We start from the raw sequence: 23392 nt of genomic DNA, 5'->3' as shown, positions 1-23392 counted from the left end.
TCAGGCCAGGCAGGCTTCCACATAAGGCATGAAATGCCCGACCGGCGGAGTTACCAGGTTCTTCACCTTCGCCTCCTCGTCGTAGCGACGAAGCTGCACGGCCGCCTCCGCCTGCGGCAGCGCGCGGAAGGCGGCGACTTCCTCGGTCGACATCGGGCCCCCCTGCAGCGCGAGGGAGCGCACGCTGTCCGGCGAGAGCTTCCCGAAATAGTCGCTCTCGGTCGCGCAGAGGTAGCGCTTGGCGGCGACGTGCAGGCGCACCGGCTCGGTCACCTCCGGCCCGAAAGCGCGGGCGAGCCACGCGTTCCCGACATCCTCGTGCTCGTCGTCGATGCCCTGCGCGGCGGGGTTCTCGCCGAGGTCGTGCACCAGGTGGCCAATGTCATGCATCAGCGCGGCGGCGATCATCGACGCCGGGTGCCCGTCGCGCTCGGCGAGCCAGGCGGATTGCAGGGCGTGCTGCTTCTGGGTGATGTCGGTCAGGCCGTAGGCGCCCTCGGCGCGGTCATCCAGCATCATGTGGATCTGCGCGAGCAGTGCGGTCTTCTCGTCCTCGGTCATCGGCCTCGCTCCCTCGGTCGCGCCAGCCATAGCGCGACTTGCGGTTAGGTGCGACGGACAAGCCCGAGACATGTCCGCCCGGCGTCTCAGACCGGCAGCTTCGGTCGCCGCCCGCCCAGCGCCAGCGCCTGCTCGACAGTCTGGCCGGCGCGCAGCACCAGTGCATCCTCGAAGGGCCGCCCGATCAGCTGCACGCCCAGCGGCAGGTTGGCCGGCGAGAAGCCCGCATTCACCACCAGCCCCGGCTGCCCCGTGAGGTTGAAGGGCATGGTGAAGTTCGGCCCCTCGAAGCTCGCCCACTTGGTCATCTGCTCGATCGGCCGCGCCTCGCCCGGGGCGGCCGCGGTGAGCAGGATGTCGAACTGCTCCATCTTCCCGGTGACCGCCGCGCACAGCTCCCGCCGGCGCCGCTGCGCCTGGATGTAGTCGGCACCCGAGACCGTCGCCGCCACCGCCAGGCGCTCGCGCAGGAACTCGCCATAGTCGCGGAAGCGGGCGCGCAGCCAGGGCTCATGCGCGGCGAAGGCTTCGGTCGCGAGGATCAGCCAGCCGGCGGCGTTGAACGCGTCGAGCGGGGGCAGCGTCGCCTCCCCGATCGTGGCGCCGGCCTCACGCAGCGCGCCTATGGCGGCGTCGATGGCGCCCTGCATCGCCGGGCTCACCGGCATGTCCACCTCATGGAAATGCCGGATCACGCCGATGCGCACGCCATTCACGCCATCGCGCAGCCCCGTCAGGACGTCCGGCGTGGGACGATCCGCCGAGGACGGGTCGTGCGGATCATGCCCGGCCATGGCCTGCAGGAGCAACGCGCAATCCTCCACCGTCCAGGCCATCGGCCCGGTGGTGTCGAGGCTCGACGCCAGCGGCAGCACGCCGACGCGCGAGCACAGCCCGTAAGTCGGCTTGATGCCCGCCACGCCGCACAGCGCGCCCGGCATGCGGATGGACCCGCCCGTATCGGACCCCGTGCCCCCAAGGATCACCCCCGCCGCCACCGCCGCGCCCGTCCCCGACGATGAGCCGCCAGTGAATCGCGAGATGTCCCAAGGATTGCGCGCCGGCGGCCAGGGCAGATCAAACGACGGTCCGCCCCAGGCGAACTCATGCGTCGCAAGCTTGCCCAGCGAAATCGCGCCGGCCTGCTTCCACAGCCGCACCACCGCCGCATCCTCGGCAGGCGTGTTGTCCAGCAGCACGCGCGAATGCCCCGTCGTCGGCACACCCGCCGTCTCGTAGATGTCCTTGTGCGCGATTGGGATGCCGTCCAACGGCCCCATCGGCGTGCCCGCCATCCACCGCGCCTCGCTCTCCGCCGCGGCCGCCATCGCCGCCTCCCGCGTGAAGCGGATGAAGGCATGGATCACCGGGTTCAGCCGCTGCGCGCGATCGAGGCAATCATGCACCAGCTCGCGCGGCGACAACGTCTTGTCAGCAAACCCCTTCAGCGCTTCGGCAATGCTCGGCGTGCTCATGGCGCAAACACCGTCGCCGGCTCCGCACCCACCGGACGCGGCACCCGAACCGCCGCCGCAAACCGCTGCACATGCGCCGACGCCGCGCGAATGCCCTCCGCCTCCGCATCGCTCAACACAATGCCCGCACGCGCCATGACGGCATCAAACACCACCCGAGACAACGGCTCCGCCATGACACCCACCCCTGCACTGTGCAGACGCAGCATGACCCAGGGCGGGGCGAGGGTGAAGGGAAAGAAAGGCGGGGGGCTCCGCCCCCTCGACCCCCGCCGGGGATCGCGCCGATCCCCGGGCCCCTGCCTGTGTTGGTCCTGGGTTTGGATGGTGGGCTCTGGACTTTTATCAGGGCCTGTCATCGGGAGAGGGTGGCCGGGAAGCGATCACCAGATGAGAGCGCGTGACGGCCACCCTCTCCCGATGACAGGCATTCCGGATCAACGACCCAGAACCAACCCCGATCCCAAGAACCAACGAATGGAGGTCCAGGATCGACACGATCCTGGCGGGGTCCAGGGGCAGAGCCCCTGGCCTTGCTTACTCTTCCCGCCGCCCGCCCTGTGTCGTGCGGTTGTCGCCAGGGCGGAGGCGGAGGCCGTCGCGGAGGTGGGTGAAGGGGAGGGTCGAGGGGTCGGCGACGACGGGCCCTGGGGCGGCGGCGATGATGACGTTGGCAGCGATGGGTTGGAAGTCGGCGCGGAAGTGGACGGAGGATTTCAGCGCGAGGATTTTCTGTTCGCTGGGTTTGATGCCGATGTGGCGGAGGAGGGCCTGGTCGAGGGCCTGCATTTTGCGGGTGACGATGATGCCGCGGACGCCGCCGATGCGCAGGAGGGCAGTGGGGCCGAGGTCGGCGGGGTTTCCGGCGCCCATGGGGCCGGTGCAGATGAAGCGGCCGTCGGTCAGGGCTTCGATGGTGCCGGTGACCGGGAGTGGTGCGTTGTCGCTTTTGCCGCCGAGGCTGAGGGTGATGGTGGCGCCCTGCCCTGCTGCGTGGCAGACGGCGGCGGAATCCGCGTCGTTGATCAGCGCGAGGACGGCGCCCTGCGCGTCTTGAGCGATGAGTTCGGCGAGCAGGCCCGTGGTGTCGCCGTGGCCGCCGCCCCCGGGGTTGTCCTGGGTGTCGGCGAGGACAATGGGTTTGGTGGCGGTCGCGGCCAGGCGGATGGCTTCGGCGACGGCCTCGCTGGCGGGGATGGCGCCGCGGGCGAATTCGGCTTCGCGCGAGGTGATGAAGCGGGCGAGGGCGTCGGTGGCCTCGGCGGCTTGCGCGGGCGTGTCGGCATAGGTGGCGATGGCCATGCCGCAGCCGGGGAAGTCGGCGTAGGGAAAGCCGAAGCAGAAGCCGAGCTCGACGATGCCGGGGGCTTCAGCCAGGCGCGCGCGTTCGGCCATCACGTCCGCCATGGGCGCGACGAGCGTGCATTGGCCGGGCAGCGGGGTCCAGAAGTCGAGCTCGCGGAAGTATTTCGCGGGGCGGGTTCCCGTGCGGATCATGTCGAGCAGGATGCGCGTTGCCTGGGCGCCGGCCTGCTTCTGGTCGATATGCGGGTAGGTGCGGTAGGGCACCATCACGTCCGAGAGTTCGACCATCGCGGCGGTCTTGTTCGCGTGCGGGTCGAGGCTGCATGCGATGGGGACGCTTGCCCCGACCACCGCGCGGACGCGACGCAGCAATTCGCCCTCGGCATCCGGGAAATCGACGGCGACCATGGCGCCGTGGAGTTCGAGGAAGACGCCGTCGATGGGGCCGGCATCGAGCGCGTCGGACAGCGCAGCAAGCGTGAGGGCCGCGATGCGCTCGAAGGCGTCGGGCGTGACCGGGCCGGCGGGGTTGGCGAAGCACCAGGCGAGCGGCGCGATGGTCGCACCCGCCGCTTCGAGCGTGGCGATGGCGCCGGCGATGGGCACGGAGGTGGTGCGCATCGTGTCCACGAGCGTGGCGGCGTGTTGCAGCGCCGGGAAGCCGCCGGGTCGGGCGAATTGCGCCCAACCCGTGGGCATGGGCGCAAAGGAATGGCTCTCGTGCTGGAAGCCGCCGATCGCGATTCTCATGGCGCGCGCACCAGGCCGGCGGTTTCGAGCACGGCATCCGCCAGCACCATCAGGCCCGCCTCAGCCCAGCGTGGGGTGATGCTCTCGGCCTCGTTGTGCGACAGGCCACCATGGCAGGGGATGAACAGCATCGCCGCCGGCAGCACACGGCCGACATGGATGGCGTCGTGCCCGATCGGCGTGGCCAGGGTGCGGCGGACGATGCCGCGGCGGTCGGCGGCGACCTCCAGCCGGCCCTTCAGCACCGGGTCGAAGGGGACCATCGGGTAGCCCCAATCCTGCGTGATGGTGATGGTGACACCGCGCGACAGCGCCACCAGGTCGGCCTCGGCGCGGAATTCCGCGAGCATCGCATCGAGCCCTTCCTGCGTCTGCCCGCGCAGGCTGGCGCCGAGGTTGACGCGGGAGGGAATGGTCCCGCGCGTGTCGGGAAACAGCGCAAGGCGATTGACCGAGCCGAGCCCCGCATGGGCGAGCGCGATGCGTTCGGCGGCCAGCACCAGGGCGGCCGCGGCGACGAGCGCATCCGCACGGCCTTCCATGGGGGAGCCGACATGACCGTCGCGGCCCTCGACGGTGACGGCAAAGGTCATCACGCCCAGCGCGTGGCTGACGATGCCGACCTCGGCGCCCTCGCGCTCCAGGATGGGGCCCTGCTCGATATGGGTTTCGAAATAGGCGGCGATGTCGCGGAAGATGGCGGGGTTTGCTTCGCCCGCGAAGCCGGTTGCCGCGAGCGCGTCGGCGAAGGTTTCCGGCCCGGCGCGTTCCTGCGTTGCGAGCAGGTCGGGCAGTGGGCGCAGGCCCATGGAAACCTCGCTCGCCCCCATGGGCGGGTAGAAGCGCGCGCCCTCCTCGTTGGTCCAGTTGATCACGAGGATGGGGGCTTCGGTTTCCGCGCCGGCTTCGTGCAGGGCGCGCAGGATCTCCAGGCCGGCGAGAACGCCGTACACGCCGTCAAAGCGGCCGCCGGTCGGCACGGTATCCAGGTGGCTGCCGACGGCCACGGGCTTGCGCGACGGATCGCGGCCGGGCCGCAGCAGACCGATGCTTCCGGCCTGGTCGATGATGGGCGTGAGGCCAAGGGCGCGGCCCCACTCCATGAACAGGCGGCGGCCTTCTGCGTCGGCGCCGGTCAGCGCCTGGCGGCTGTTGCCGCCTGCCGGCGTCGCGCCAATTTTCGCCATGTCCATCAGGCTGTCCCAGAGGCGCTGGGGCGAGAGGGGGATGTTGCTCATGTGCGCGTCTCCACCCCGCACCATTCGGCGATGCAGAGCGCGATGGTCTTGGTGATGTCGTGCATGGAGTCGAGGCCGACGCTTTCGTCGATGCCGTGGATGTCCTGCGCGTCCGGCCCGAAGCAGGCGACCGGCGTGTTCTGGTAAAGCGCGAAGAAACGGCCATCCGTCAGCCCCGTGGCGGGATAGTCGCGCAGCGTCGCACCCGAGACCTCGGTGAAGTTGCGCTTCGCCATCAGCGCGATGGGCGAGGCCATGTCGAAGACGCAGGGATCGGCCATGAAGCCTTTGAATTCGAGTGCCACCTTGGCGCCGCGGAAGGTCTCGTCGCGCGCGGCTTCGGCGACGATCTCTTCGATGTCGCGCTTCGTCTGTTGCGCCGTGTAGCCCATCATCACGCCAACGCGTAGCCCGATGCGGCAGCGCGTGGGGACGGAGCTGTTCCACTCGCCGCCCTCGATGGAGCCGAAGTTGACGTTCACCGGGTGGTTCACGCCGTGGAAGCTGGGGTGAATGCGCTCGCCCTTGTTCATCTCGCGCTGGTAGTCCTTGAATCGCGCGGCGATGGCGGTGGCGGCCTCGATGGCGTTCACGCCGGCCTGCATGTCGCGCACATGGGTGGGGCGGCCGGTGACGGTGATCCAGGCCCAGACAACGCCGACTTCCGCGGAGTACATCGCCGGCAGGCCGGGGCCAGGTTCGGGGATGATGACGGCGTCGGTGGGGGGGAGGGCGAGCATGCAGGCCAGCGCGCCATTGCCTGTGCATTCCTCCTCAATGACGGATTGCATCTGCACTTCGGCGGCGGGTTGCAGGCCAGCGAGCGTGAGCGCCTTGAAGGCCATGCAATAGCTCACGATGCCGGCCTTCATGTCGCCAGCGCCGCGGCCGTACATGCGCCCCTGCCGGATGGCGGGTTCGAAGGGCGGCGTGATCCAGAGGTCGGCGGCACCTTCGGGCACCACGTCGACATGGCCTTGCAGGGCCAGGCTGCGGCCGAGCGTGGTGCGCGGGCGGTGGATGGCGACGACGTTGTCGCGGCCTTCATAGGGGATGAGCGGAGGCGAAAATCCTGGGTGGGATGCCAGCGTCTCGGCCCGCGTGGGGACGCCTTGTGGTTCCAGGCCGAGTGAGAGGTAGAGGGTGGTCATCGCGGCGAGCGCGGATTGCTCGTGGCCGAGGGTGGAGGGGCAGCGGACCAGCGTGCTCAGCGCATCGATACTCTCCGCCTCCAGGGACTTCGCGGCATCGAGGATGGCGCGGCGGACGCCGGGGTCGAGCGGGGGTGCGTTGGGCATGGCGCAAAGGCTAGGCGGCGCGCCGCGCATGGACAAGGCATGTGCGGGGCTTCTAGCCTTCGTGCATGAAGACGTTCCATGCCCCGGGCGATGCGCAGCACGCGCCGCGGTTTTTCCTGATGCGCGGCGCGGTTCGCCCGAACTTCGAAGTGCCCGCGCGGGCGGAGGCGCTGCGTAGCGGTCTGGCCGCGCTGGGCTTGGCGCCGGAGGTCGCTGCACGGGCGCCACGCGATGCGCTGGAGGCGGTGCACAGCGCCGCTTATCTTGATTTTCTTCAAGGCGTGCATGCGGCGTGGCAGCGGCTGGGCGGCGCCGGCCCGGAGGTTGTCGCCAATATCCACCCCGCGCCGGAGATGGCGGCACAGGGTGCGGCGCCAGGCGGGTTGATTGGGCAGGTGGGGTGGTACACGGCGGATACGGCGTGCCCGATCGGGGCCGGGACCTGGGCGGCCAGCGTGGATGCCGCGGGCTGTGCTCTGGCGGCGGCGGAGGCGGTGCTGGCGGGCGGTTCCGCCTATGCGTTGTGTCGGCCGCCCGGTCATCACGCCTATTCGGCGCGCGCCGGCGGCCATTGCTACCTGAACAATGCGGCGGTGGCGGTGGAGGCTCTGCTGCGCGGTGGTGCCGCGCGGGTGGCGGTGCTGGACATCGACAGCCACCACGGCAATGGCACGCAAGGGATTTTCTGGGAGCGGCCGGATGTGCTGACCGTCTCGGTGCATGGTGATCCCGATGGCTATTACCCCTGGTATGTTGGCCGTGCGCATGAGCGGGGCGGTGGCTCTGGCGAAGGGTTCAACGTGAACTTGCCGGTGGCGGTCGGGAGTGATGACGGGCCTTGGCTGGAGGCGGTGTCGGCGGGGATTTCGCGGGTCGATACATTCGCGCCGGATGCCCTGGTGGTGAGCCTGGGCTTCGATGCTTCGGTGCATGAGCCGCTGAATGCGTTGGGCGTCTCCGATGAGGGTTTCGCGCGAGCGGGTGGGTTGATTGCGGGGCTGCGGGTGCCAGTGGTTTTCGTGCAGGAGGGTGGCTACGCGGTCGATCATCTGGGGGATTTGCTCGCGCGGTTCCTGGGTGGTTTTCTCGGACGATGACCGCGCTTGCCGCCGCCCCAGTAAGCAAAAATAAAAGAATGGGGTCTGGGGAGATTCTTTTCCCCAGCCTTCTTGGAGTCTTTCAATGAACCACTTCGATCTGCTGACGTTGGACACCCACGTCGACATTCGGTGGCCCAACCCGCCTGACGCCACTTTCGAGACCGACCGTTGCGTCGATTTCCCCAAGATGGCGCGTGGCGGGCTGAAGGGTGTGGTGTTCATCGCCTACCTGCCCCAGGCGCGGCGCGACGATGCCGGCCATGCCGCCGCCGCGGCGCGCGCGGAGGCGATGCTGCATCACATCCGTGGTCGTGCGGATGGCCAGGCGCGGCGGTACTGCACGACGAGCGCCGGGATTGTCGCCGCGCATGAAGCCGGCGCGCAGATGGTGATCGCCGCGGTCGAGAATGGCTATGCGATGGGGCGTGATCTTGGCCTGCTGGCGAAGTGGCGCGACATGGGCGCGATCTACCTGACGCTCACGCATAACGGCCACAACGCGCTGTCCGACAGTGCGATTCCGCGCCCGGATCTGGGTGATCCGGCCGAGGAGCATGGCGGGTTGTCGCCGCTGGGGGTGAAGGCGGTCGCCGAGATGAATCGGGTGGGACTGCTGGTCGATGTCAGCCATGTCTCGAAGAAGGGGATGATGCAGGCGGTGGAGGTCTCGCGCGTTCCGGTGGTGGCGACGCACACCTGCTGCGCGGCGCTGCGCGCGCATCCGCGCAATGTGGATGACGAGCAGCTGGATGCGCTGCGCGACTCCGGCGGCTTGGCGCAGATCACGGCGGTGTCCTCCTTCCTGCGCAGCGGGGAGCCGGGCAAGCCGGTGGTGGCGTATGTCAGCGACATCGCGGACCATGTGGACCATGCGGTGAAGCGCATCGGGATCGAACATGTCGGGCTGAGTTCGGATTTTGACGGCGGCGGGGGCGTGATCGGCTGGGCGAATGCCGCGGAGAGCGCGGCGGTGACCGAGGAGCTGGAGCGGCGCGGCTATGATAATGCGGCGCTGGGCCTCCTCTGGTCGGGGAATTTCCTGCGTCTTATGCGCGCGGCGGAGACTGCCGCGGCCGCGTAACAATTCTGGGTTGTAAGTGGATGAAGCGCACGGCAGGGTTGCACCATGTCGCTCGCCACCATCGCCACATTCGCATTCTCCGGCATCGAGGCCGTGCCAGTGGAGGTGCAGGTGCAGATTGCGCCGGGCCTGCCGGCCTTCCTGCTGGTGGGGCTTGCCGACAAAGCCGTGGGTGAAAGCCGGGAGCGGGTGCGCGCGGCGCTGATCGGGCTCGGCTTGTCGCTGCCGCCCAAGCGCGTGCTGGTCAATCTCGCACCGGCCGACCTGCTCAAGGAGGGGTCGCATTTCGACCTGCCGATCGCGCTCGGCGTACTGGTCGCGATGGGCGTAATCGCGGCGGAGGAAGTCGCGGAATACGCCGCACTGGGGGAGCTGGCGCTGGATGGTGGCATCCATCCCGTGGCGGGCGTGCTGCCGGCCGCGATCGGGGCCTCGGCGCAGGAGCTGGGGCTGATCTGCCCCGCGGCGCAGGGTGGCGAGGCGGCCTGGGCGGGGCGGATCTCGGTGCTCGCGGCACCGGATCTGCCGTCGCTGCTCAACCATTTCCGCGGGGTGCAGCTGCTCGCCCCGCCGAAGCTGCCGGAGATGACGTCTGGTGCGGCGCGGGGGCCCTGCCTGTCAGAGGTGCGCGGGCAGGAGGCCGCCAAGCGCGCCATCGAGATCGCGGCGGCCGGCGCGCACAACCTGCTCATGCTCGGGCCGCCAGGGGCGGGGAAATCCATGCTCGCCGCGCGCATCCCCGGCCTGCTGCCGGACCTCGCGCCGGAGGAAGCGCTGGAGGTGAGCATGATCCACTCCGTCGCCGGCATGCTCGAAGGCGGGCGGCTGGTGCAGCGCCCACCCTTCCGCGACCCGCACCACTCGGCAAGCCAGGCGGCGCTGGTCGGCGGCGGCCATCGCACGAAGCCGGGCGAGATCAGCCTGGCCCATCGCGGCGTACTCTTCCTCGACGAATGGCCGGAATTTCCGCGACCGGCGCTGGAGGCGCTGCGCCAGCCGATGGAGACCGGGCGTGCGACGATCAGCCGGGCGAATGCGCGGGTGAACTACCCCGCGCGGTTCCAGCTGGTGGCGGCGATGAATCCCTGTCGCTGTGGGTATCTCGCCGATCCGCGCCGGGCCTGCTCCCAGGCGCCGCGCTGCGGGGAGGCGTACCAGGCCAAGCTGTCGGGGCCGCTGCTCGACCGGATGGATATGAGCATCGAGATCGCGCCGCTGACGCCGGCGGAGCTGATCCATGCGCCACCAGGCGAAGCGAGCAGCGCGGTAGCGGAGCGCGTGGCTCGCGCACGGGAGTGGGCGCGTGGACGCTGGGGCGTGGACAATGCGGAGGCCGAGTTCCGGCCGCTGCAGGACAGCCTGGATGCGGAGGCGGCGCGGCTGCTCGAACAAGCCGCGACGAAGCTCTACCTGTCCAACCGCGCGCATGTCCGCACGCTACGGGTGGCGCGCAGCATCGCCGACCTGGCGGGAGCGGCGAAGATCGCGCGGGTGCACGTGGCCGAAGCGCTGGCCTACAGGCATCGGAAAGCAGGGTAAGCAAGCAGCGGGAGTGCCCTCCCCCACCCTCCGACGGGGGCAGCGCCCCGACCCGCGTTCAGTCGTGCTTGCGGCCCTTGGCGTCGGTACCCACCCGGTTGCCCGAGGCGGCGAGCGCGCTCAGCCGCGCCGGCAGCGCGGCGCGAATGTCAGGGCGCGTGTCGCGATCCTTCTTCCACAGCTTTTTGTCCTTCCGCCGCATCCCGCAGCCGAGGCACCATCCGGTCTCGTCGTCGAACTTGCAGACATCAATGCACGGGCTCGCCATGGGACCGCATATGGCAAGCGTGTGTCAGCCTTCCAGGCGGGATGCATCGGGAGCGAAGGGGAGCGCAGTGCCGTGATGCCGTTTACCATCGCCTGCGGCTGGCGCCCCGGCCTGCTCGGCCGCACCACCGAACTGCACGCGCGCTACTACGCCCAGGCGTTCGGGTTCGGCCCGCGCTTCGAGGCGGTGGTCGCCGGCGGCCTCGCGGAATTCGTCCCCCGACTTCGCGATACGCGCAACCAGATCTGGGCTGCGCTCGATGGGGAGACGGTGATCGGCACCATCGCCATCGACGGGCAGGACATGGCCCCGGCTGCGCATCTGCGCTGGTTCATCCTGCACGAAGCTGCCCAAGGCACGGGGATCGGGCGCGCGCTGCTGCAGGCCGCTCTCGCCCATGTCGATGCGCAGGGTTTTGCCGAGACTCGGCTGTGGACCTTCGCCGGCCTCAACCCGGCGCGCCGCCTCTATGAGCGCCACGGCTTCGCGATGGCGGATGAACGCCCCGGCGACCAGTGGGGCGAACCGGTGATGGAACAGCTCTTCATCCGCCCGCGGGCGTCATAAGTCGCCGATCCGGAAAGCGTCGGCGACGCGCCGCACGCTTCCATCCGCCGCGACGAGGATCACGTCGAAGCGCATCCCCGCGCCGCCATGGCTGGGATTGGCCGCGAGCCAGGCCTCGGCGCCTGCGATCAGCCGCGCGCGCTGGCGCGGGCCGAGCGCATAGGCCGCCTCGGCCAGCGAGGGGCGCGCCTTCACCTCGATGAAGGCGAGCAGCCCGTCGCGCTCCGCGATGAGGTCGATCTCGCCCGCCCCGGTGCGGGCGCGCCGCGCGAGCACAGTCCAGCCCTCGGCCATGAGCAGGGCGGCCGCGATGGCTTCGGCGCCTGTCCCGGTCGCGCCGGCGCGGCGGCCTCGTTGGCGGCGGGCTTCGGTCATGGCATGAGCATGTCGGAACAAATCGAGAGACGCCATGCGCCGCCTGATCTTCGGGTTCCTGCTGCTCGCGCTCCCGGCCTCGGCGCAGCCGCTCGCGCAGCGGCACATGGTGGCCGCGGCGCATCCGCTGGCCGCCGAGGCCGGGCTCGCGATGCTGCGCGACGGTGGAACAGCGATCGACGCGGCGGTCGCGGTGCAGATGGTGCTCACACTGGTGGAGCCGCAGTCGAGCGGCATCGGCGGCGGCGCGCTGATCCTGCACTGGGACACCGCCGAACGCCGGATCGCGGCGATCGACGGGCGGGAGACGGCGCCGGCCGCGGCGACCCCTGCCCTGTTCCTGCGCAGCGGAGACCCCATGGCCTTTGCCGATGCGGTCGTGGGCGGCCGCGCGGTCGGCGTGCCCGGCACCGTCGCCGCGCTGGAGGCCGCCCATCGGCTGCACGGCAAGCTACCCTGGGCACGGCTGTTCGAGCCCGCCATCGCGCTGGCCGAGGCCGGCTTTACCGTCTCCCCGCGCCTCGCGCGCGAGATCGCGCGGGATGGCCGGCGGCTCGCCGAGGACCCCACCGCGCGCGCCTATTTCTTCGATGCACGGGGACAGCCGGTTGCAGCCGGGACACGGCTGCGCAACCCCGCACTCGCCGCCACCTTGCGCGCCATCGCGGCGCATGGCGCTGCGGCGCTGCATCGCGGCCCGATCGCCGCCGACATTGCCGATGCGGTGCGCGGCCACCCGACCAACCCCGGCCTCATGACGATGGACGACCTCGCCGCGTATCAGCCGCGGCTGCGCGAGCCCGTGTGCTCCGAGTACCGGCGGCGGCGCGTCTGCGGCTTCCCGCCGCCCTCCTCGGGCGGTGTCGCGATCGGCCAGATCCTCGGCGTGCTCGAGCATTTCGACATGTCGCACTTCGCGCCCAACAGCCTCGACGCCGCGCACCTCATCGCCGAGGCCGGGCGCCTCGCCTTCGCCGACCGCGCCGCCTATCTAGGCGACCCGGACCAGGTGCGCGTGCCCGTGCGCGGGCTGCTCGACCGTGCCTACCTGACGGCGCGCGCCCAGCTGGTGGACCGGCTGCGCGCGATGCCCGCCCTGCCCCGTGCCGGCAACCCGCCCTGGCGCGAGGCGGCCTATGCGGCGCAGGAGGAACAACCCGAACACGGCACCAGCCACATTGCCATCGTCGACGAGGCGGGCAATGCGGTGTCCATGACCACGACCATCGAGGCCGTGTTCGGTTCGCAGGTGATGGTGCGCGGCTTCATGCTGAACAATGAGCTGACCGACTTCGCGTTCCGCCCGGAGGTGGAGGGCCGGCCGGTCGCCAATGCGGTGGGTGCGGGCAAGCGGCCACGATCCTCGATGTCACCAACATTGGTGTTCGATGAGGAGGGTCGGCTCGCTTTCATCGTGGGCTCGCCTGGTGGGGCGCGCATCATCGGCTTCGTCGCGCGGACCCTGGTCGGGCTGCTGGACTGGAACCTCTCGCCGCAGGCGGCAATCGACCTGCCGCACGTGCTGACCCTGGGCGCGACGGTTGAGTTGGAGGCGGAGACGCCGATGGCAGCACTCGGCCCGGCGCTGGAGGCGATGGGCCACCGGGTGGTGATCGGCACGCTCGGGTCGGGGTTGCAGGCGATCCGCATTCGGCGAGACGGGAGTGCGGTCGCCATCGATGGCGGCGCGGATCGGCGGCGTGAAGGGGCGGCGCTGGGGGAGTGATCAGGTGCGCGGCAGGGATGCGCGCAAGCCGGGCAGATGGTCGGTGATGACGCTCCAGACGAGGGCGTGATCGACCGAGGCGTAGCCGTGGATCAGGCGATTGCGGAAGGCGATGATGGTGGCAAGGTCCGGGATCGCGGATGCGCGCTCCGGGTGATCGCGCCGAAGCGCGGCGAGGGCTTCGCCGATGATTTCGAACTGGCGCTCGACTGCCGCGTGGAGCAGTTCGTCTTCCACGTATTTGGCCAAAGTTGTGCAGGCGCGCTCGTTGAGGAATTGAGCAATGCGATCGGCAGAGCGTGCGGCGTCCCACAGCAGCGCCGCGGCGCGATCCGTCATGGAAAGAGCGGCACGCATTCGGCCATGATGGCGGCGCGGAGGTGGGGGTTCTCGATGGACGCTTCGGACAGGAGGTCCACGGGCCGTCCGAGAAGCGATTCCAGCGCGGCGTGGAAGCTCAGAAATGCCTCGGCGTAGCGATGCTCCCGCGCATGAGGGCCGAAGCGCACAAGGAGGTCGACGTCGCTGTGCAGCGGATCGAAGCGATCAGTTGCGGCGGAGCCGAACAGGTCCAGCGTCTCCACGCCGAAGCGGCGGCAGAGATCCGAAAGCGCTTCGCGTGGAGCAAGGGCCTGCATGAGATCAGTCTAGACCGCCCTGCCGCCGCGCATCAAAACCCAAAAGGCGGTCGGAGTGTGATCAGGTCACAGCAAACGCTCCCGCCGGAACGATAAATGCCGCCCGTTGCCGATGATCAGGTGATCATGGACCACGACGGAGAAGACCTCACCGGCCCGTTTGATTTCGGCCGTCATCTCGATATCGGCGCGGCTCGGCGTCGGGTCGCCACTCGGGTGGTTGTGCACCAGGATCAGCGCCGTCGCGTGCAATTCGAGTGCGCGCTTGATGACTTCGCGCGGGTAGACGGGGGTGTGGTTGACGGTGCCGCGCGCCTGCGCCTCGTCCGCGAGCAGACGGTTCTTGGCGTCGAGAAACAGCACGCGGAACTGCTCGACCTTCTCGCGTGAGATCGCGGCGTTGAGGTAGTCGATCAGCCGGTCCCAGTTGTTGAGCAGCGGCTGGTCCACGACCTCGGCCTTGGCCAAGCGCAATGCCGCGTCCTGCACCAGCTTGATGGCGGTGACGCTGTGCTCACCGAGCCCACGCATGTCGAGCAGGTCCTTCTGCGGCGCGGTCAGCACGGCGGCGAAGCTGCCATACCTGTTGATGAGCGCCTTCGCGAGCGGCTTGGTGTCGCCCTTCTTGAACGCAAAGAACAACAGCATCTCGAGGACCTCGTAGTCCGCCAGGGCGCCCGGTCCGCGTTCGAGCAGCTTTTCCCGCATGCGGCTTCGATGGCCGGTCGGACCGGTGCTGGAAAATGGCGCCTCATGATCGGCGGCGTTGCGGGTCCCTTGTCCCTGCCAGCCTGTCCGGGTGCTCTGGGCTGCCCTCGATGGGAGGAACCTAGGCCTGACACCGAACTGCGTCGCGCCGGCATCCTCCGCGAACCCCGGGTGCAGCCGACCGCTGAGACGCGACGGGTCGGTCTGCGCGATACGAGGCGCGCGGTCCAAGCCGGCAAGACTACGTCGCAACATCCTCATCAGCCACATGGCGCGCTTGCTCTCTGGTGAGCGTTCTCGCCCAGAGGGCGCAACGATCATCATTAATGCAACCTGAACGTGCATCAACCTTCAATCGAATGGGGTGCCGGATATCGCGCATATTTCGCGCTGTCGGAGCTGATCGCTCGGCTTTGCTTCTCAATGCGTCAGATAGAACGTCGCGATCTGGCCGCCCAACGCCACGTTGCGGTCGATGCACTCGGTGAGAAACTCGTGCAGCCCGCCATCCATGATCGCCTCGATCCGCCCGAATTTGAGCTTGGCGTGCAATTCCCCGGCGAGCCGGTGGCACTCACCCCGCCTGCCCCCGCCCGCATTGGCCAGTGCGTCCAGCGTCTGGTCCACGCGTCGGTAGCACGCGATCATGGAACGCGGCAGCTCCTGGCGCAGGATCAGCAGTTCCGCGACCAGGTTCGGCTGCAGCCGGGTGTGATAGAGCCACTGGTAGGCGCGCTGCGCCGAGACGGAGCGCAGCACCGCCTGCCATTGCAGGTAGTCGATGGCGCTGCCCTCGGCCTCGGGCTGCTTGGCGAGCATGGTGTGGCGCACGTCGAGCAGGCGGGCGGTGTTGTCGCCGCGTTCCAGCATGGTGCCCAGGTGCGTGAAGCGCCACGCCTCGTCGCGCAGCATGGTGTCGGCGGCGGCGCCGTAGAACAGCAGGGAGCGCGCCTTCACCCAATCCAGGAACGGCGCGAGCCCGTCCACGGTGAGGGCCGCCGGTGCCAGCTTGCGCGCCTCGTTCCAGGTGTCGTTGATCGCTTCCCACATGTCGACGGTGAGGGCCGCGCGCACCTGTCGCGCATTGCGCCGCGCCGCCTCGATGGAGGGCAGCAGCCCCGACGCGTTGTCGGGGTCGAGGATGAGGTGGTGCAGCACCGCCTCGCGCGTCGGCTCCTCATGTTTTTCGAAAAAACCCGTCTCGGCGCCGGTCGCGACGAGCAGGGATTGCCATTCCTCGTCGCGATGGGTGAGGCCGGCCATGCGCGCGGCGACCGTCAGCCCACGGGCAACATTCCCGGCGCGCTCGGTGTAACGGCCGAGCCAGAACAGGCTGTCGGCGGTGCGGCTGAGCATGGCGTCAGCCCCCCTGCCGCTGCGACTGCGATTGCGCTTGCGGCCCGCCCTCATGCAATTGCGACTGGGCCTGCGATTGCGACTGGAACCCGCCACCCGACTGGGATTGGGATTGCGACTGGCCCGATGCCGGCACCGCGTCATCCTCCAGCACCCAGGTGTCCTTTGTGCCGCCTCCCTGGCTGGAATTGACCACCAGCGAGCCCTCCCGCAGCGCCACGCGGGTGAGACCGCCGGGGATGATGCGGACGCCCTTGCCGCCGGTCAGGATGAAGGGACGCAGATCGACATGGCGCGGCGCGATGCCGGCCTCGACAAGCGTGGGCACGGTGGAGAGCGCGAGCGTTGGCTGGGCGATGTATTCGGCGGGCTTGGCCTTGATCCTCGCGGCGAATTCCTCGCGCTGGGCGTGGGTGGAATGCGGGCCCACCAGCATGCCGTAGCCGCCCGAGCCATGGGTCAGCTTCACGACCAGCTCGTCCAGGTGCTCCAGCACATAGGCGCGGTCGGCATCGCGCTCGCACAGGTAGGTGGGGACGTTGGAGAGCAGCGGCTCCTCGGAGAGATAGAAGCGCACCATCTCCGGCACGTAGGGGTAGATCGCCTTGTCGTCGGCGATGCCCGCACCCGGCGCGTTCGCGAGTGCGACATTGCCGGCGCGGTAGGCGCGCATCAGGCCGGGGACGCCCAGCATCGAATCGGGCAGGAACGCCTCGGGGTCGAGGTATTCATCGTCGATGCGGCGATAGATCACGTCGACGCGCTGGGGACCGTTGGTCGTGCGCATGAAGACGATATCGTCGCGCACGAACAGGTCCGCGCCCTCGACGCACTCGACGCCCATCTCGTCCGCAAGGAAGCAGTGCTCGTAATAGGCGCTGTTGTAGGCGCCGGGCGTCAGCAGCACGACGCGGGGCGTGCCGGGGCAGCGTTCCGGGGCCACGGATTTCAGCGTCTCGAGCAGTTCCTCGGGGTAGTGGCCGACGGGGGCGATCCGGTGCGTCGCGAACAGCTCGGGGAAGAGGCGCATCATCGCCTCGCGATTCTCCAGCATGTAGGAGACGCCCGACGGCGTGCGGCAATTATCCTCGAGGACGAAGAACTCGTCGGGCGCGGTGCGGACCACGTCGATTCCCGAGACATGGGTGTAGACACCGCCCGGCGGGACGAACCCCTCCATGATCGGGCGGTAGGTCTCGTTGCCCAGGATCAGGCTCTCTGGGATCTTGCCGGCGCGGATGATGTCGCGCTTACCGTAGACATCCTTGAGGAACAGGTTCAGCGCGCGGACCCGCTGCTCCAGGCCACGCGCCAGGCGCTGCCATTCACCCTGGCCGAGTACGCGCGGGATCAGGTCGAAGGGGATCAGGCGTTCCGGGTCGCCGCCCTCCCCGTACACAGCGAAGGTGATGCCGATGCGGCGGAACAGCAGCTCCGCCTCGCGCCGCTTCACGCCGAGCGCATCGTGGCTGGTGCCATCGAGCCACCTGGCGACGCCCGCGAAACAGGCGCGCAGCCCGTCATTGCCGTTCATTTCATCAAAAGCTTTGGGCAGCGCAAAAGGCTCCATCGGCATAGAAGGTGAGGCTCCCCTTTGGCGCTCGTCCAGAATGCAGTTCCAATGAGGAGGTTGCAGGAAGCGGGCCAGGGTGCAAGCGCGATCTCCCAGGGAAATGGCTCGGCGCCGACCTGGTCTGCCCAAGCCTGCGGCAGCGCGTTGCCCAGCCATGCGGCGGATGGGGTTTTGTGCCGCCGCGGGCCTGCGTAGTCTCGTCGGGCAGGGAGAATGCGGGGATGACAGCGATGACGGCGGCGGATGTCTTGGCGGCCGCATTCGCGCGGGCCGGGGTGCAGCGCATCTTCGGCGTGCCCGGGGGTGGCTCCAGCCTCGACCTCATCGCCGCGGCCCGGCGCGTCGGCATCGGCTTCGTGCTCGCGCGGCATGAATTCGCCGCCGGGGTGATGGCGTCGGTGACGGCGGAGCTGTCCGGAGCGCCGGGTGTGGCGCTCTGCACCCGGGGGCCTGGCGTCGGCAACATGGCCAACGCGATGGCGAATGCCGCGCTGGAACGTTCGCCGCTGGTGCTGGTGGCGGACGGATTCGCGCCGGCAGAACGCGCGTTCGCGACGCACCAGTATTTCGACCATGCGGCTATGCTGGCACCGGTGGTCAAAGTCGCCTTCGACGTCGGCGCGTCGGGCGCCGGGGCCGCGGTTGATGGTGCCCTTGCCGCCGTGATGACCGCCCCGCGCGGCGCCGCGCTGATCGAATTATCCGCCGAGGCCGCACGTGGGCCGGCGACCGCAGAGCCCCTGCCGCCCAAGCCCGCCAATCCTACGCCGGACCTCACCGCCGCGCGGGCGCTGCTCGCGTCGGCAAAGCGCCCCGTCGCGATCCTCGGGCTGGAGATGCTGGACCCTGCGGCGGCCGAGGGCGCGCGCGCGCTGGTGGCGGCGCTCGGCTGCCCGGCACTGGTGACCTACAAGGCGAAGGGCGCGATCGCCGACACTGATACCCACTTCGCCGGCGTGTTCACCGGCGGCGCGGCCGAAGGACCCGTCCTGGATGAGGCCGACCTCATCCTGCTGCTCGGCGCCGACCCGGTGGAGTTCATCCCCCGCCCCTGGCGATGGTCGGTGCCGGTGCTGGATTGCGGAACGGCGCCGCGACCGCTCGCCTATCGCGCAACGGAGGTCGGCTGCTACGGCGCCCTGGGCACGATGTTGGCCGCGCTCGCCGAGGATGCCGCGCCGAGCGCATGGAACCAGGGCGAGATCGTGCCGCTGCGGACCGCCTGGCGCCAGGCCCTGGGCAATGCCGGCAGCGGGCGCGGCCTTGGGCCGCAGGCGGTCGTGGAGATCGCGCAGGCCGCCTGCCGACGCGCCGGCGCCGACCCGCGCGTGGCGGTCGATGCCGGCGCCCACATGTTCCCGGTCACCACCTTCTGGGAGGCCGAACGTCCCGGCGATCTTCTCATCTCGAACGGTCTGGCGACGATGGGCTTCGCGCTGCCAGCGGCCATCGCTGCGGCGCAGCACGATCCCGTGCGGGGCGCCATCGCCTGCATCGGCGATGGCGGCCTTCTCATGCAGCTCGGCGAGTTGGCGACGGCGGCCACGCTCGGCGCGCGCGTGGTCGTACTCGTGTTCAACGATGCATGCCTGAGCCTCATCGACATCAAGAAAGGCACGCGCTACCTGCCGGACGGCGCGCTGGACTGGCCGCGGGTCGACTTCGCCGCGGCTGCGCGCGCCCTGGGTGTCGCCGGGTTCCGCGCCGAGAGCGAAGCGGAACTCGAGGCCGCCTTCGCCGAAGCGCTGGCGCTGCCCGGGCCCTCGCTGATCGACGTGACCGTCGACCCCTCCGGCTATCCCGCGCAGATCAAGGCGTTGCGCGGATAACCCATGCCTACAGCAGCTTGTCGAGCGAGATCGGCAGCTTGCGGATGCGCTTTCCGGTCGCGTTGTAGACGGCATTCGCGACCGCGGCGCCAACGCCGGTGATGCCAATCTCGCCGATGCCATGCGCGCCCAGCGGCGAGTGTGGATCGGGGATGTCGGTCCAGATCACGTCGATCTTGGGCACGTCCATGTGCACCGGCACGTGGTACTCGGCGAGCGAGGGATTCATGATCCGGCCCGTGCGCGGGTCGCGATGCGTCTCCTCCATGAGCGCGAGGCCAAGGCCCATGATGATGCCACCGCGGAACTGGCTGGCCGCCGTCTTCGCGTTGAGGATGCGCCCGCAATCAAAGGAGCCGAGGAAGCGGCTGACGCGCACCTCGCCGGTGATCTCGCTCACGCGCACCTCGCAGAATTGCGCGCCGTAGGAGTGCATGGAGAATTCTTGCGCCTCCAGCGGCGGCGGTGCCGAGGCCTCGGCGACCAATTCCTCACGGCCCGCGCGCCGAAGGATGGAGACGTAGGTCTCGTGCTTGTCCGGCTCCTCGCTGCTGCACAGGCCGCCGTCGCGCGCCTCCACCGCATCCGGTTTCAGGCCGGCGAGCGGTGAATCATTGCCGACGAGCTTCAGCAGCGCCGCCTTGAACGCGTCATGCGCGGCGATGATCGCTGCCGCGATCGATGCGGTCTGCGAGGAACCACCCGCCATGGAGCCGGGCGGCAGCGCCGTGTCGCCATGCTCGAACACGACCTGGTCCATGGCGAGGCCCAGCCGTTCCGCGATGTGCTGCGTCTGCACCGTCGCGGTGCCCATGCCCATCTCATGCGCCGCCGTCGAGACGGTCGCGCGCCCATCGGCGGTGAGGCGGATGCGCGCCGCGCCGCCAGGCATGCGGTAGTAGGGATAGGTCGCCGTCGCCATGCCCATGCCGATGAGCCACTCGCCGTCTCGCCGCGCCCCTGGCGTGGCGCTGCGCTTCTCCCAGCCGAACTGCTCGGCGCCACGGCCATAGGCCTCGGTCAGGTGGCGCGAGGAGAATTCGTTGCCGGAGGTCGGGTCCTTGGCCGGCTCGTTGCGGCGGCGCAGCTCGATCGGGTCGATCTGCATCGCCTCGGCGAGCTCGTCCATCGCGCATTCCAGCGCGAAGGTGCCGATCGATTCACCCGGCGCGCGCATGAAGGTGTTGGCCACGATGTTCATGTCTGCGACGCGCTGCGCGATCATGATGTTCTCCGCCGCGTAGAGGTGGCGGGCGGGGAAGCTGAACTGCTCGGGGCATTCATTGTGCGGGGTCATCGCCGCGGTGCCGGTGTGGATGAGCGCGGTGAGCTTGCCGTCCGAACGCGCGCCGAGGGCGACGCGCTGCTCGGTCATGGTGCGGCCGCCGACGGACCGGAACACGCCCTCGCGCGGCAGCATGATGCGCACCGGCCGTCCGCTCACGCGCGATGCGGCGGCGGCGAGGATCTGGTGGTTCCACAACGACTTGCCGCCGAAGCCGCCGCCCACATAGGGCGAGCGGACATGGACCTGCTCCTCCTTGATCCCGAATATCTGCGAGAGCGTCCACGCGACGTTGTTCACCATCTGCGTGGCGTCGTGCAGGATCAGCTTGTCGCCTTCCCAGGCGAGCGTCGCGGCATGCAGCTCGATGGCGTTGTGGTTGTGCGCCGGCGTGGCGTAGGTGCAGTCCACCTGGAACGCGGCCTGCACGAGCGTGGCCTCGGCATTCCCCCGCTCGATCGAGGGCGGCTCGCCGAGGATGTTGGCAGGCACGCGGGTGCTGCCCTTCGCGGCATCAAAATCGGTGATCGCCGGTGCCGTCTCATAGGTCACGCGGATCAAGGTCACCGCGTGGTCGGCCTGCTCCTGCGTGTCGGCGAGGAGCACGGCGACAGGCTCGCCGTTCCAGTGGATTTCGGCGTCCTGCATGACCGGAAGGTTGGAGGTGCCAGCCGCCTTGGGCTTGGTGTTCATCAGCGCCGGCGACGCCATGCGCGGCGCGTTGCGGTAGGTCATCACGAAGACGACGCCCGGCGCCGCCTCGGCCGCCGAGATGTCGAGTGCAACGATGCGGCCGCGCGCGACCGTGCTGTGCAACAGGGCCGCGTAGGTCAGCCCCTGCATCGGCACCTCGGCGGCGAAGCGGGCCTTGCCGCGCACCTTCAGCGCGCCGTCGAGCCGCGATACCGGCGCGCCGATCAGCCCATGCTTCTGCATCAACGGATCAGGCGAGCCGCCAGGCAGCCAGCGCGCGGGAACCAGCCCGATCGCGGTCTTCAGAAGGCTCTGCGCGGCGTCCTGGATGCTCGTCATGCGGTTTCTCCGATCAGATCGCCGAGCGTCGCGACGATGCAGCGTTTGGCCAGTTCGATCTTGAAGGCGTTGTCGCGGAGCCCCGCCGCATCGGCGAGTTCCGCCTCGGCGGCCTGGGCGAAGCTTTCGCGCGTCGCGAGGCGGCCGCGCAGGGCCTCCTCGGCCTTCCAGGCGCGCCAAGGCTTGTGCGCGACGCCGCCGAGGGCGAGCCGCACGTCGCGGATGGTGCCGCCCTGCACGTCGACCATGGCGGCGACGGAGACAAGCGCGAAGGCATAGCTCGCGCGGTCGCGCACCTTCCGGTAGGTGGCTCGCCAAGCGAAGCCCAGCGCCGGCAATTCGACGCCGGTGATGAGGTCCTGCGCGTCGAGCACCGTCTCGATATCCGGCCGCCCGCCAGGCAGCCGATGCAGGTCGACGAGCTTCACCGTGCGATCGCCGCCCGGGCCTTGCACATGCACGACAGCGTCCAGCGCCGCGAGTGCCACGCACATATCAGAAGGATGCGTCGCGACGCAGCTCGGCGAGGCGCCGAGGATGGCGTGGATGCGGTTGACGCCGTCGATCGCATCGCACCCGGCACCGGGCTCGCGCTTGTTGCAGCGGGCGGCCTCGTCATAGAAATAGGTGCAGCGTGTGCGCTGCAGGATATTGCCCGCGACCGTCGCCATGTTGCGGATCTGCCCACTCGCGCCGGCGAGGATCGCGCGCGACAGCAGGGGAAATCGCTCGCGCACGGTGCGGTCGGCGGCAACGGCGGTGTTCGTCGCGCCGGCGCCGATCAGCACGCTGCCATCCTCGCGCGCCTCGATTTCGCGCGAGAGCGCCGTGACGTCCACCAGAAGCTTGGGCCGCTCCACCTGCTCGCGCATCAGGTCCACGAGGTTGGTGCCGCCGCCGAGATACTTCGCCTGGCGATTGTCGCTCACGAGCCGGATCGCGGCTGCGCCGTCCGCGGCGCGCTCATAGGTGAAGGGGTTCATGCCGGCACCTTGGCGTGCACCTTGGTGATCGCCTCGGCGATGCCGTTATAGGCCCCGCAGCGACAGAGATTGCCGCTCATCCGCTCGCGCAGTTCGTCGTGGTCGAGCGCCATGGTCTCGGCGGAGAGGTCCGCGGTCACGGCACTGGGCACGCCGCGCTCGATCTTGCCGAGCATGCCGATCGCCGAGCAGAGCTGGCCGGGCGTGCAGTAGCCGCATTGAAATCCATCATGCTCGATGAAGGCGCTCTGCAATGGATGGAGCGCGTCACTGCCACCCGACAATCCCTCGACGGTCGTAATCTCTCGCCCCTCGTACTGCACGGCGAGCGCGAGGCAGGCGTTGATGCGTTCGCCGTCCACGAGCACCGTGCAGGCGCCGCATGCGCCCTGGTTGCATCCCTTCTTCGTGCCCATCAGGCCGAGATTGTCACGCAGCATATCCAGCAGCGACGTGCGCGGATCGGCGATCACATCCATCGGTTGTGCGTTGATGATGTAGTGCATGAGGATATCCCCTCCGAGGTGCTGGCGTGGTGCTTTCGCTCGCCGTCGCCCGCCCATGTGCATCGCAGCAGAGCGCAGCCGGTCGCCGCAATTAACGAGGTCGTGCAATGCGGGTTGCATCTGGTCCACGCTGGACAAGCAGCGCGGCGAACACATCCGCGATGGCTTTATGCCAACCGCGCATCATTCCGTCAGCGGC

General features: G+C 69.3%; 22 protein-coding genes. 6 read left to right on the top strand and 16 right to left on the bottom strand.

Annotated elements, in window-relative coordinates; genetic code table 11:
* From GXW79_RS00165 to GXW79_RS00140, 6 genes are all read right to left on the bottom strand, one after another.
* Nucleotides 1-561 carry a phosphonate degradation HD-domain oxygenase gene (locus GXW79_RS00165; protein WP_211872190.1) on the bottom strand — a complete coding sequence of 187 codons (561 nt, stop codon included), beginning with the start codon at nt 559-561 and terminating at the stop codon, nt 1-3.
* A gap of 86 nt (nt 562-647) precedes the next feature.
* A complete protein-coding gene (locus tag GXW79_RS00160; protein ID WP_211872189.1) occupies nt 648-2036 on the bottom strand; it encodes an amidase in 1389 nt (462 codons plus the stop codon).
* Nucleotides 2033-2212 (bottom strand): hypothetical protein, encoded by a 180-nt coding sequence (locus GXW79_RS00155; protein ID WP_211872188.1) that lies wholly within the window; start codon nt 2210-2212, stop codon nt 2033-2035. Before GXW79_RS00155 ends, GXW79_RS00160 begins: the two co-directional genes overlap by 4 nt.
* A 361-nt stretch (nt 2213-2573) precedes the next feature.
* Nucleotides 2574-4091: a M81 family metallopeptidase gene (locus tag GXW79_RS00150; protein WP_211872187.1), complete on the bottom strand. Its 1518-nt coding sequence runs from the start codon at nt 4089-4091 to the stop codon at nt 2574-2576.
* On the bottom strand, nt 4088-5329 hold the full coding sequence (locus GXW79_RS00145) for a hydantoinase/carbamoylase family amidase (protein WP_211872186.1): 1242 nt from the start codon (nt 5327-5329) through the stop codon (nt 4088-4090). The genes GXW79_RS00150 and GXW79_RS00145 overlap by 4 nt, the downstream gene beginning before the upstream one ends.
* The gene (locus GXW79_RS00140) at nt 5326-6627 is read right to left on the bottom strand and encodes an ArgE/DapE family deacylase (protein WP_211872185.1); all 1302 of its coding nucleotides are present in this window, start codon (nt 6625-6627) and stop codon (nt 5326-5328) included. Before GXW79_RS00140 ends, GXW79_RS00145 begins: the two co-directional genes overlap by 4 nt.
* Before the next feature lie 65 nt (nt 6628-6692).
* Between GXW79_RS00140 and GXW79_RS00135 the strand changes: the two genes are divergently transcribed.
* From GXW79_RS00135 to GXW79_RS00125, 3 genes are all read left to right on the top strand, one after another.
* Nucleotides 6693-7724, top strand: coding sequence for a histone deacetylase family protein (locus GXW79_RS00135; protein WP_211872184.1), 1032 nt, complete (start codon nt 6693-6695; stop codon nt 7722-7724).
* Between the two features lie 85 nt (nt 7725-7809).
* On the top strand, nt 7810-8808 hold the full coding sequence (locus GXW79_RS00130) for a dipeptidase (RefSeq protein WP_211872183.1): 999 nt from the start codon (nt 7810-7812) through the stop codon (nt 8806-8808).
* Nucleotides 8809-8853: 45 nt separating this feature from the next.
* Nucleotides 8854-10347, top strand: a complete 1494-nt coding sequence (locus GXW79_RS00125; RefSeq protein ID WP_211872182.1) for a YifB family Mg chelatase-like AAA ATPase — start codon at nt 8854-8856, stop codon at nt 10345-10347.
* Nucleotides 10348-10405: 58 nt separating this feature from the next.
* Here GXW79_RS00125 and GXW79_RS00120 read toward each other — a convergent pair whose 3' ends face one another.
* Nucleotides 10406-10615 (bottom strand): DUF1289 domain-containing protein, encoded by a 210-nt coding sequence (locus GXW79_RS00120; RefSeq protein WP_211872181.1) that lies wholly within the window; start codon nt 10613-10615, stop codon nt 10406-10408.
* 75 nt (nt 10616-10690) lie between these two features.
* Between GXW79_RS00120 and GXW79_RS00115 the strand changes: the two genes are divergently transcribed.
* Nucleotides 10691-11182, top strand: a complete 492-nt coding sequence (locus GXW79_RS00115) for a GNAT family N-acetyltransferase (protein WP_211872554.1) — start codon at nt 10691-10693, stop codon at nt 11180-11182.
* On the opposite strand, the gene GXW79_RS00110 is transcribed toward GXW79_RS00115, so the two are convergent.
* Nucleotides 11177-11557 (bottom strand): YraN family protein, encoded by a 381-nt coding sequence (locus tag GXW79_RS00110; RefSeq protein WP_211872180.1) that lies wholly within the window; start codon nt 11555-11557, stop codon nt 11177-11179. The genes GXW79_RS00115 and GXW79_RS00110 overlap by 6 nt on opposite strands.
* Before the next feature lie 34 nt (nt 11558-11591).
* Here GXW79_RS00110 and ggt point away from each other — a divergent pair, with 34 nt between their 5' ends.
* On the top strand, nt 11592-13283 hold the full coding sequence (ggt, locus tag GXW79_RS00105) for a gamma-glutamyltransferase (RefSeq protein WP_211872179.1): 1692 nt from the start codon (nt 11592-11594) through the stop codon (nt 13281-13283).
* Here ggt and GXW79_RS00100 read toward each other — a convergent pair whose 3' ends face one another.
* From GXW79_RS00100 to GXW79_RS00080, 5 genes are all read right to left on the bottom strand, one after another.
* On the bottom strand, nt 13284-13622 hold the full coding sequence (locus GXW79_RS00100; protein WP_211872178.1) for a HepT-like ribonuclease domain-containing protein: 339 nt from the start codon (nt 13620-13622) through the stop codon (nt 13284-13286).
* The gene (locus GXW79_RS00095) at nt 13619-13921 is read right to left on the bottom strand and encodes a nucleotidyltransferase family protein (RefSeq protein WP_211872177.1); all 303 of its coding nucleotides are present in this window, start codon (nt 13919-13921) and stop codon (nt 13619-13621) included. The genes GXW79_RS00100 and GXW79_RS00095 overlap by 4 nt, the downstream gene beginning before the upstream one ends.
* Nucleotides 13922-13987: 66 nt before the next feature.
* A complete protein-coding gene (gene radC / locus GXW79_RS00090) occupies nt 13988-14953 on the bottom strand; it encodes a RadC family protein (RefSeq protein WP_246503585.1) in 966 nt (321 codons plus the stop codon).
* Between the two features lie 96 nt (nt 14954-15049).
* The gene (locus GXW79_RS00085; RefSeq protein ID WP_211872176.1) at nt 15050-15985 is read right to left on the bottom strand and encodes an alpha-E domain-containing protein; all 936 of its coding nucleotides are present in this window, start codon (nt 15983-15985) and stop codon (nt 15050-15052) included.
* A gap of 4 nt (nt 15986-15989) precedes the next feature.
* Nucleotides 15990-17519, bottom strand: coding sequence for a circularly permuted type 2 ATP-grasp protein (locus GXW79_RS00080; protein ID WP_456315823.1), 1530 nt, complete (start codon nt 17517-17519; stop codon nt 15990-15992).
* Nucleotides 17520-17779: 260 nt separating this feature from the next.
* On the opposite strand from GXW79_RS00080, the gene GXW79_RS00075 reads away from it, so the two are divergent.
* Nucleotides 17780-19387, top strand: a complete 1608-nt coding sequence (locus GXW79_RS00075; protein WP_211872175.1) for a thiamine pyrophosphate-dependent enzyme — start codon at nt 17780-17782, stop codon at nt 19385-19387.
* A 7-nt stretch (nt 19388-19394) separates the two neighbouring features.
* On the opposite strand, the gene GXW79_RS00070 is transcribed toward GXW79_RS00075, so the two are convergent.
* Genes GXW79_RS00070 through GXW79_RS00060 form a run of 3 tightly spaced genes read right to left on the bottom strand, consistent with a single transcriptional unit; the run spans nt 19395 to nt 23193 of the window.
* Complete coding sequence (locus GXW79_RS00070; RefSeq protein ID WP_211872174.1) at nt 19395-21704, bottom strand: xanthine dehydrogenase family protein molybdopterin-binding subunit; 2310 nt, start codon at nt 21702-21704, stop codon at nt 19395-19397.
* Nucleotides 21701-22687: an FAD binding domain-containing protein gene (locus GXW79_RS00065; protein ID WP_211872173.1), complete on the bottom strand. Its 987-nt coding sequence runs from the start codon at nt 22685-22687 to the stop codon at nt 21701-21703. The genes GXW79_RS00070 and GXW79_RS00065 overlap by 4 nt, the downstream gene beginning before the upstream one ends.
* Complete coding sequence (locus GXW79_RS00060) at nt 22684-23193, bottom strand: 2Fe-2S iron-sulfur cluster-binding protein (protein ID WP_246503584.1); 510 nt, start codon at nt 23191-23193, stop codon at nt 22684-22686. The genes GXW79_RS00065 and GXW79_RS00060 overlap by 4 nt, the downstream gene beginning before the upstream one ends.
* Between the last annotated feature and the right edge of the window lie 199 nt (nt 23194-23392).

The sequence above is a fragment of the Plastoroseomonas arctica genome, from assembly GCF_018128965.1.
GTDB classification, from domain to species: domain Bacteria; phylum Pseudomonadota; class Alphaproteobacteria; order Acetobacterales; family Acetobacteraceae; genus Plastoroseomonas; species Plastoroseomonas arctica.
This window is presented reverse-complemented; position numbering and strand designations above follow the sequence as displayed.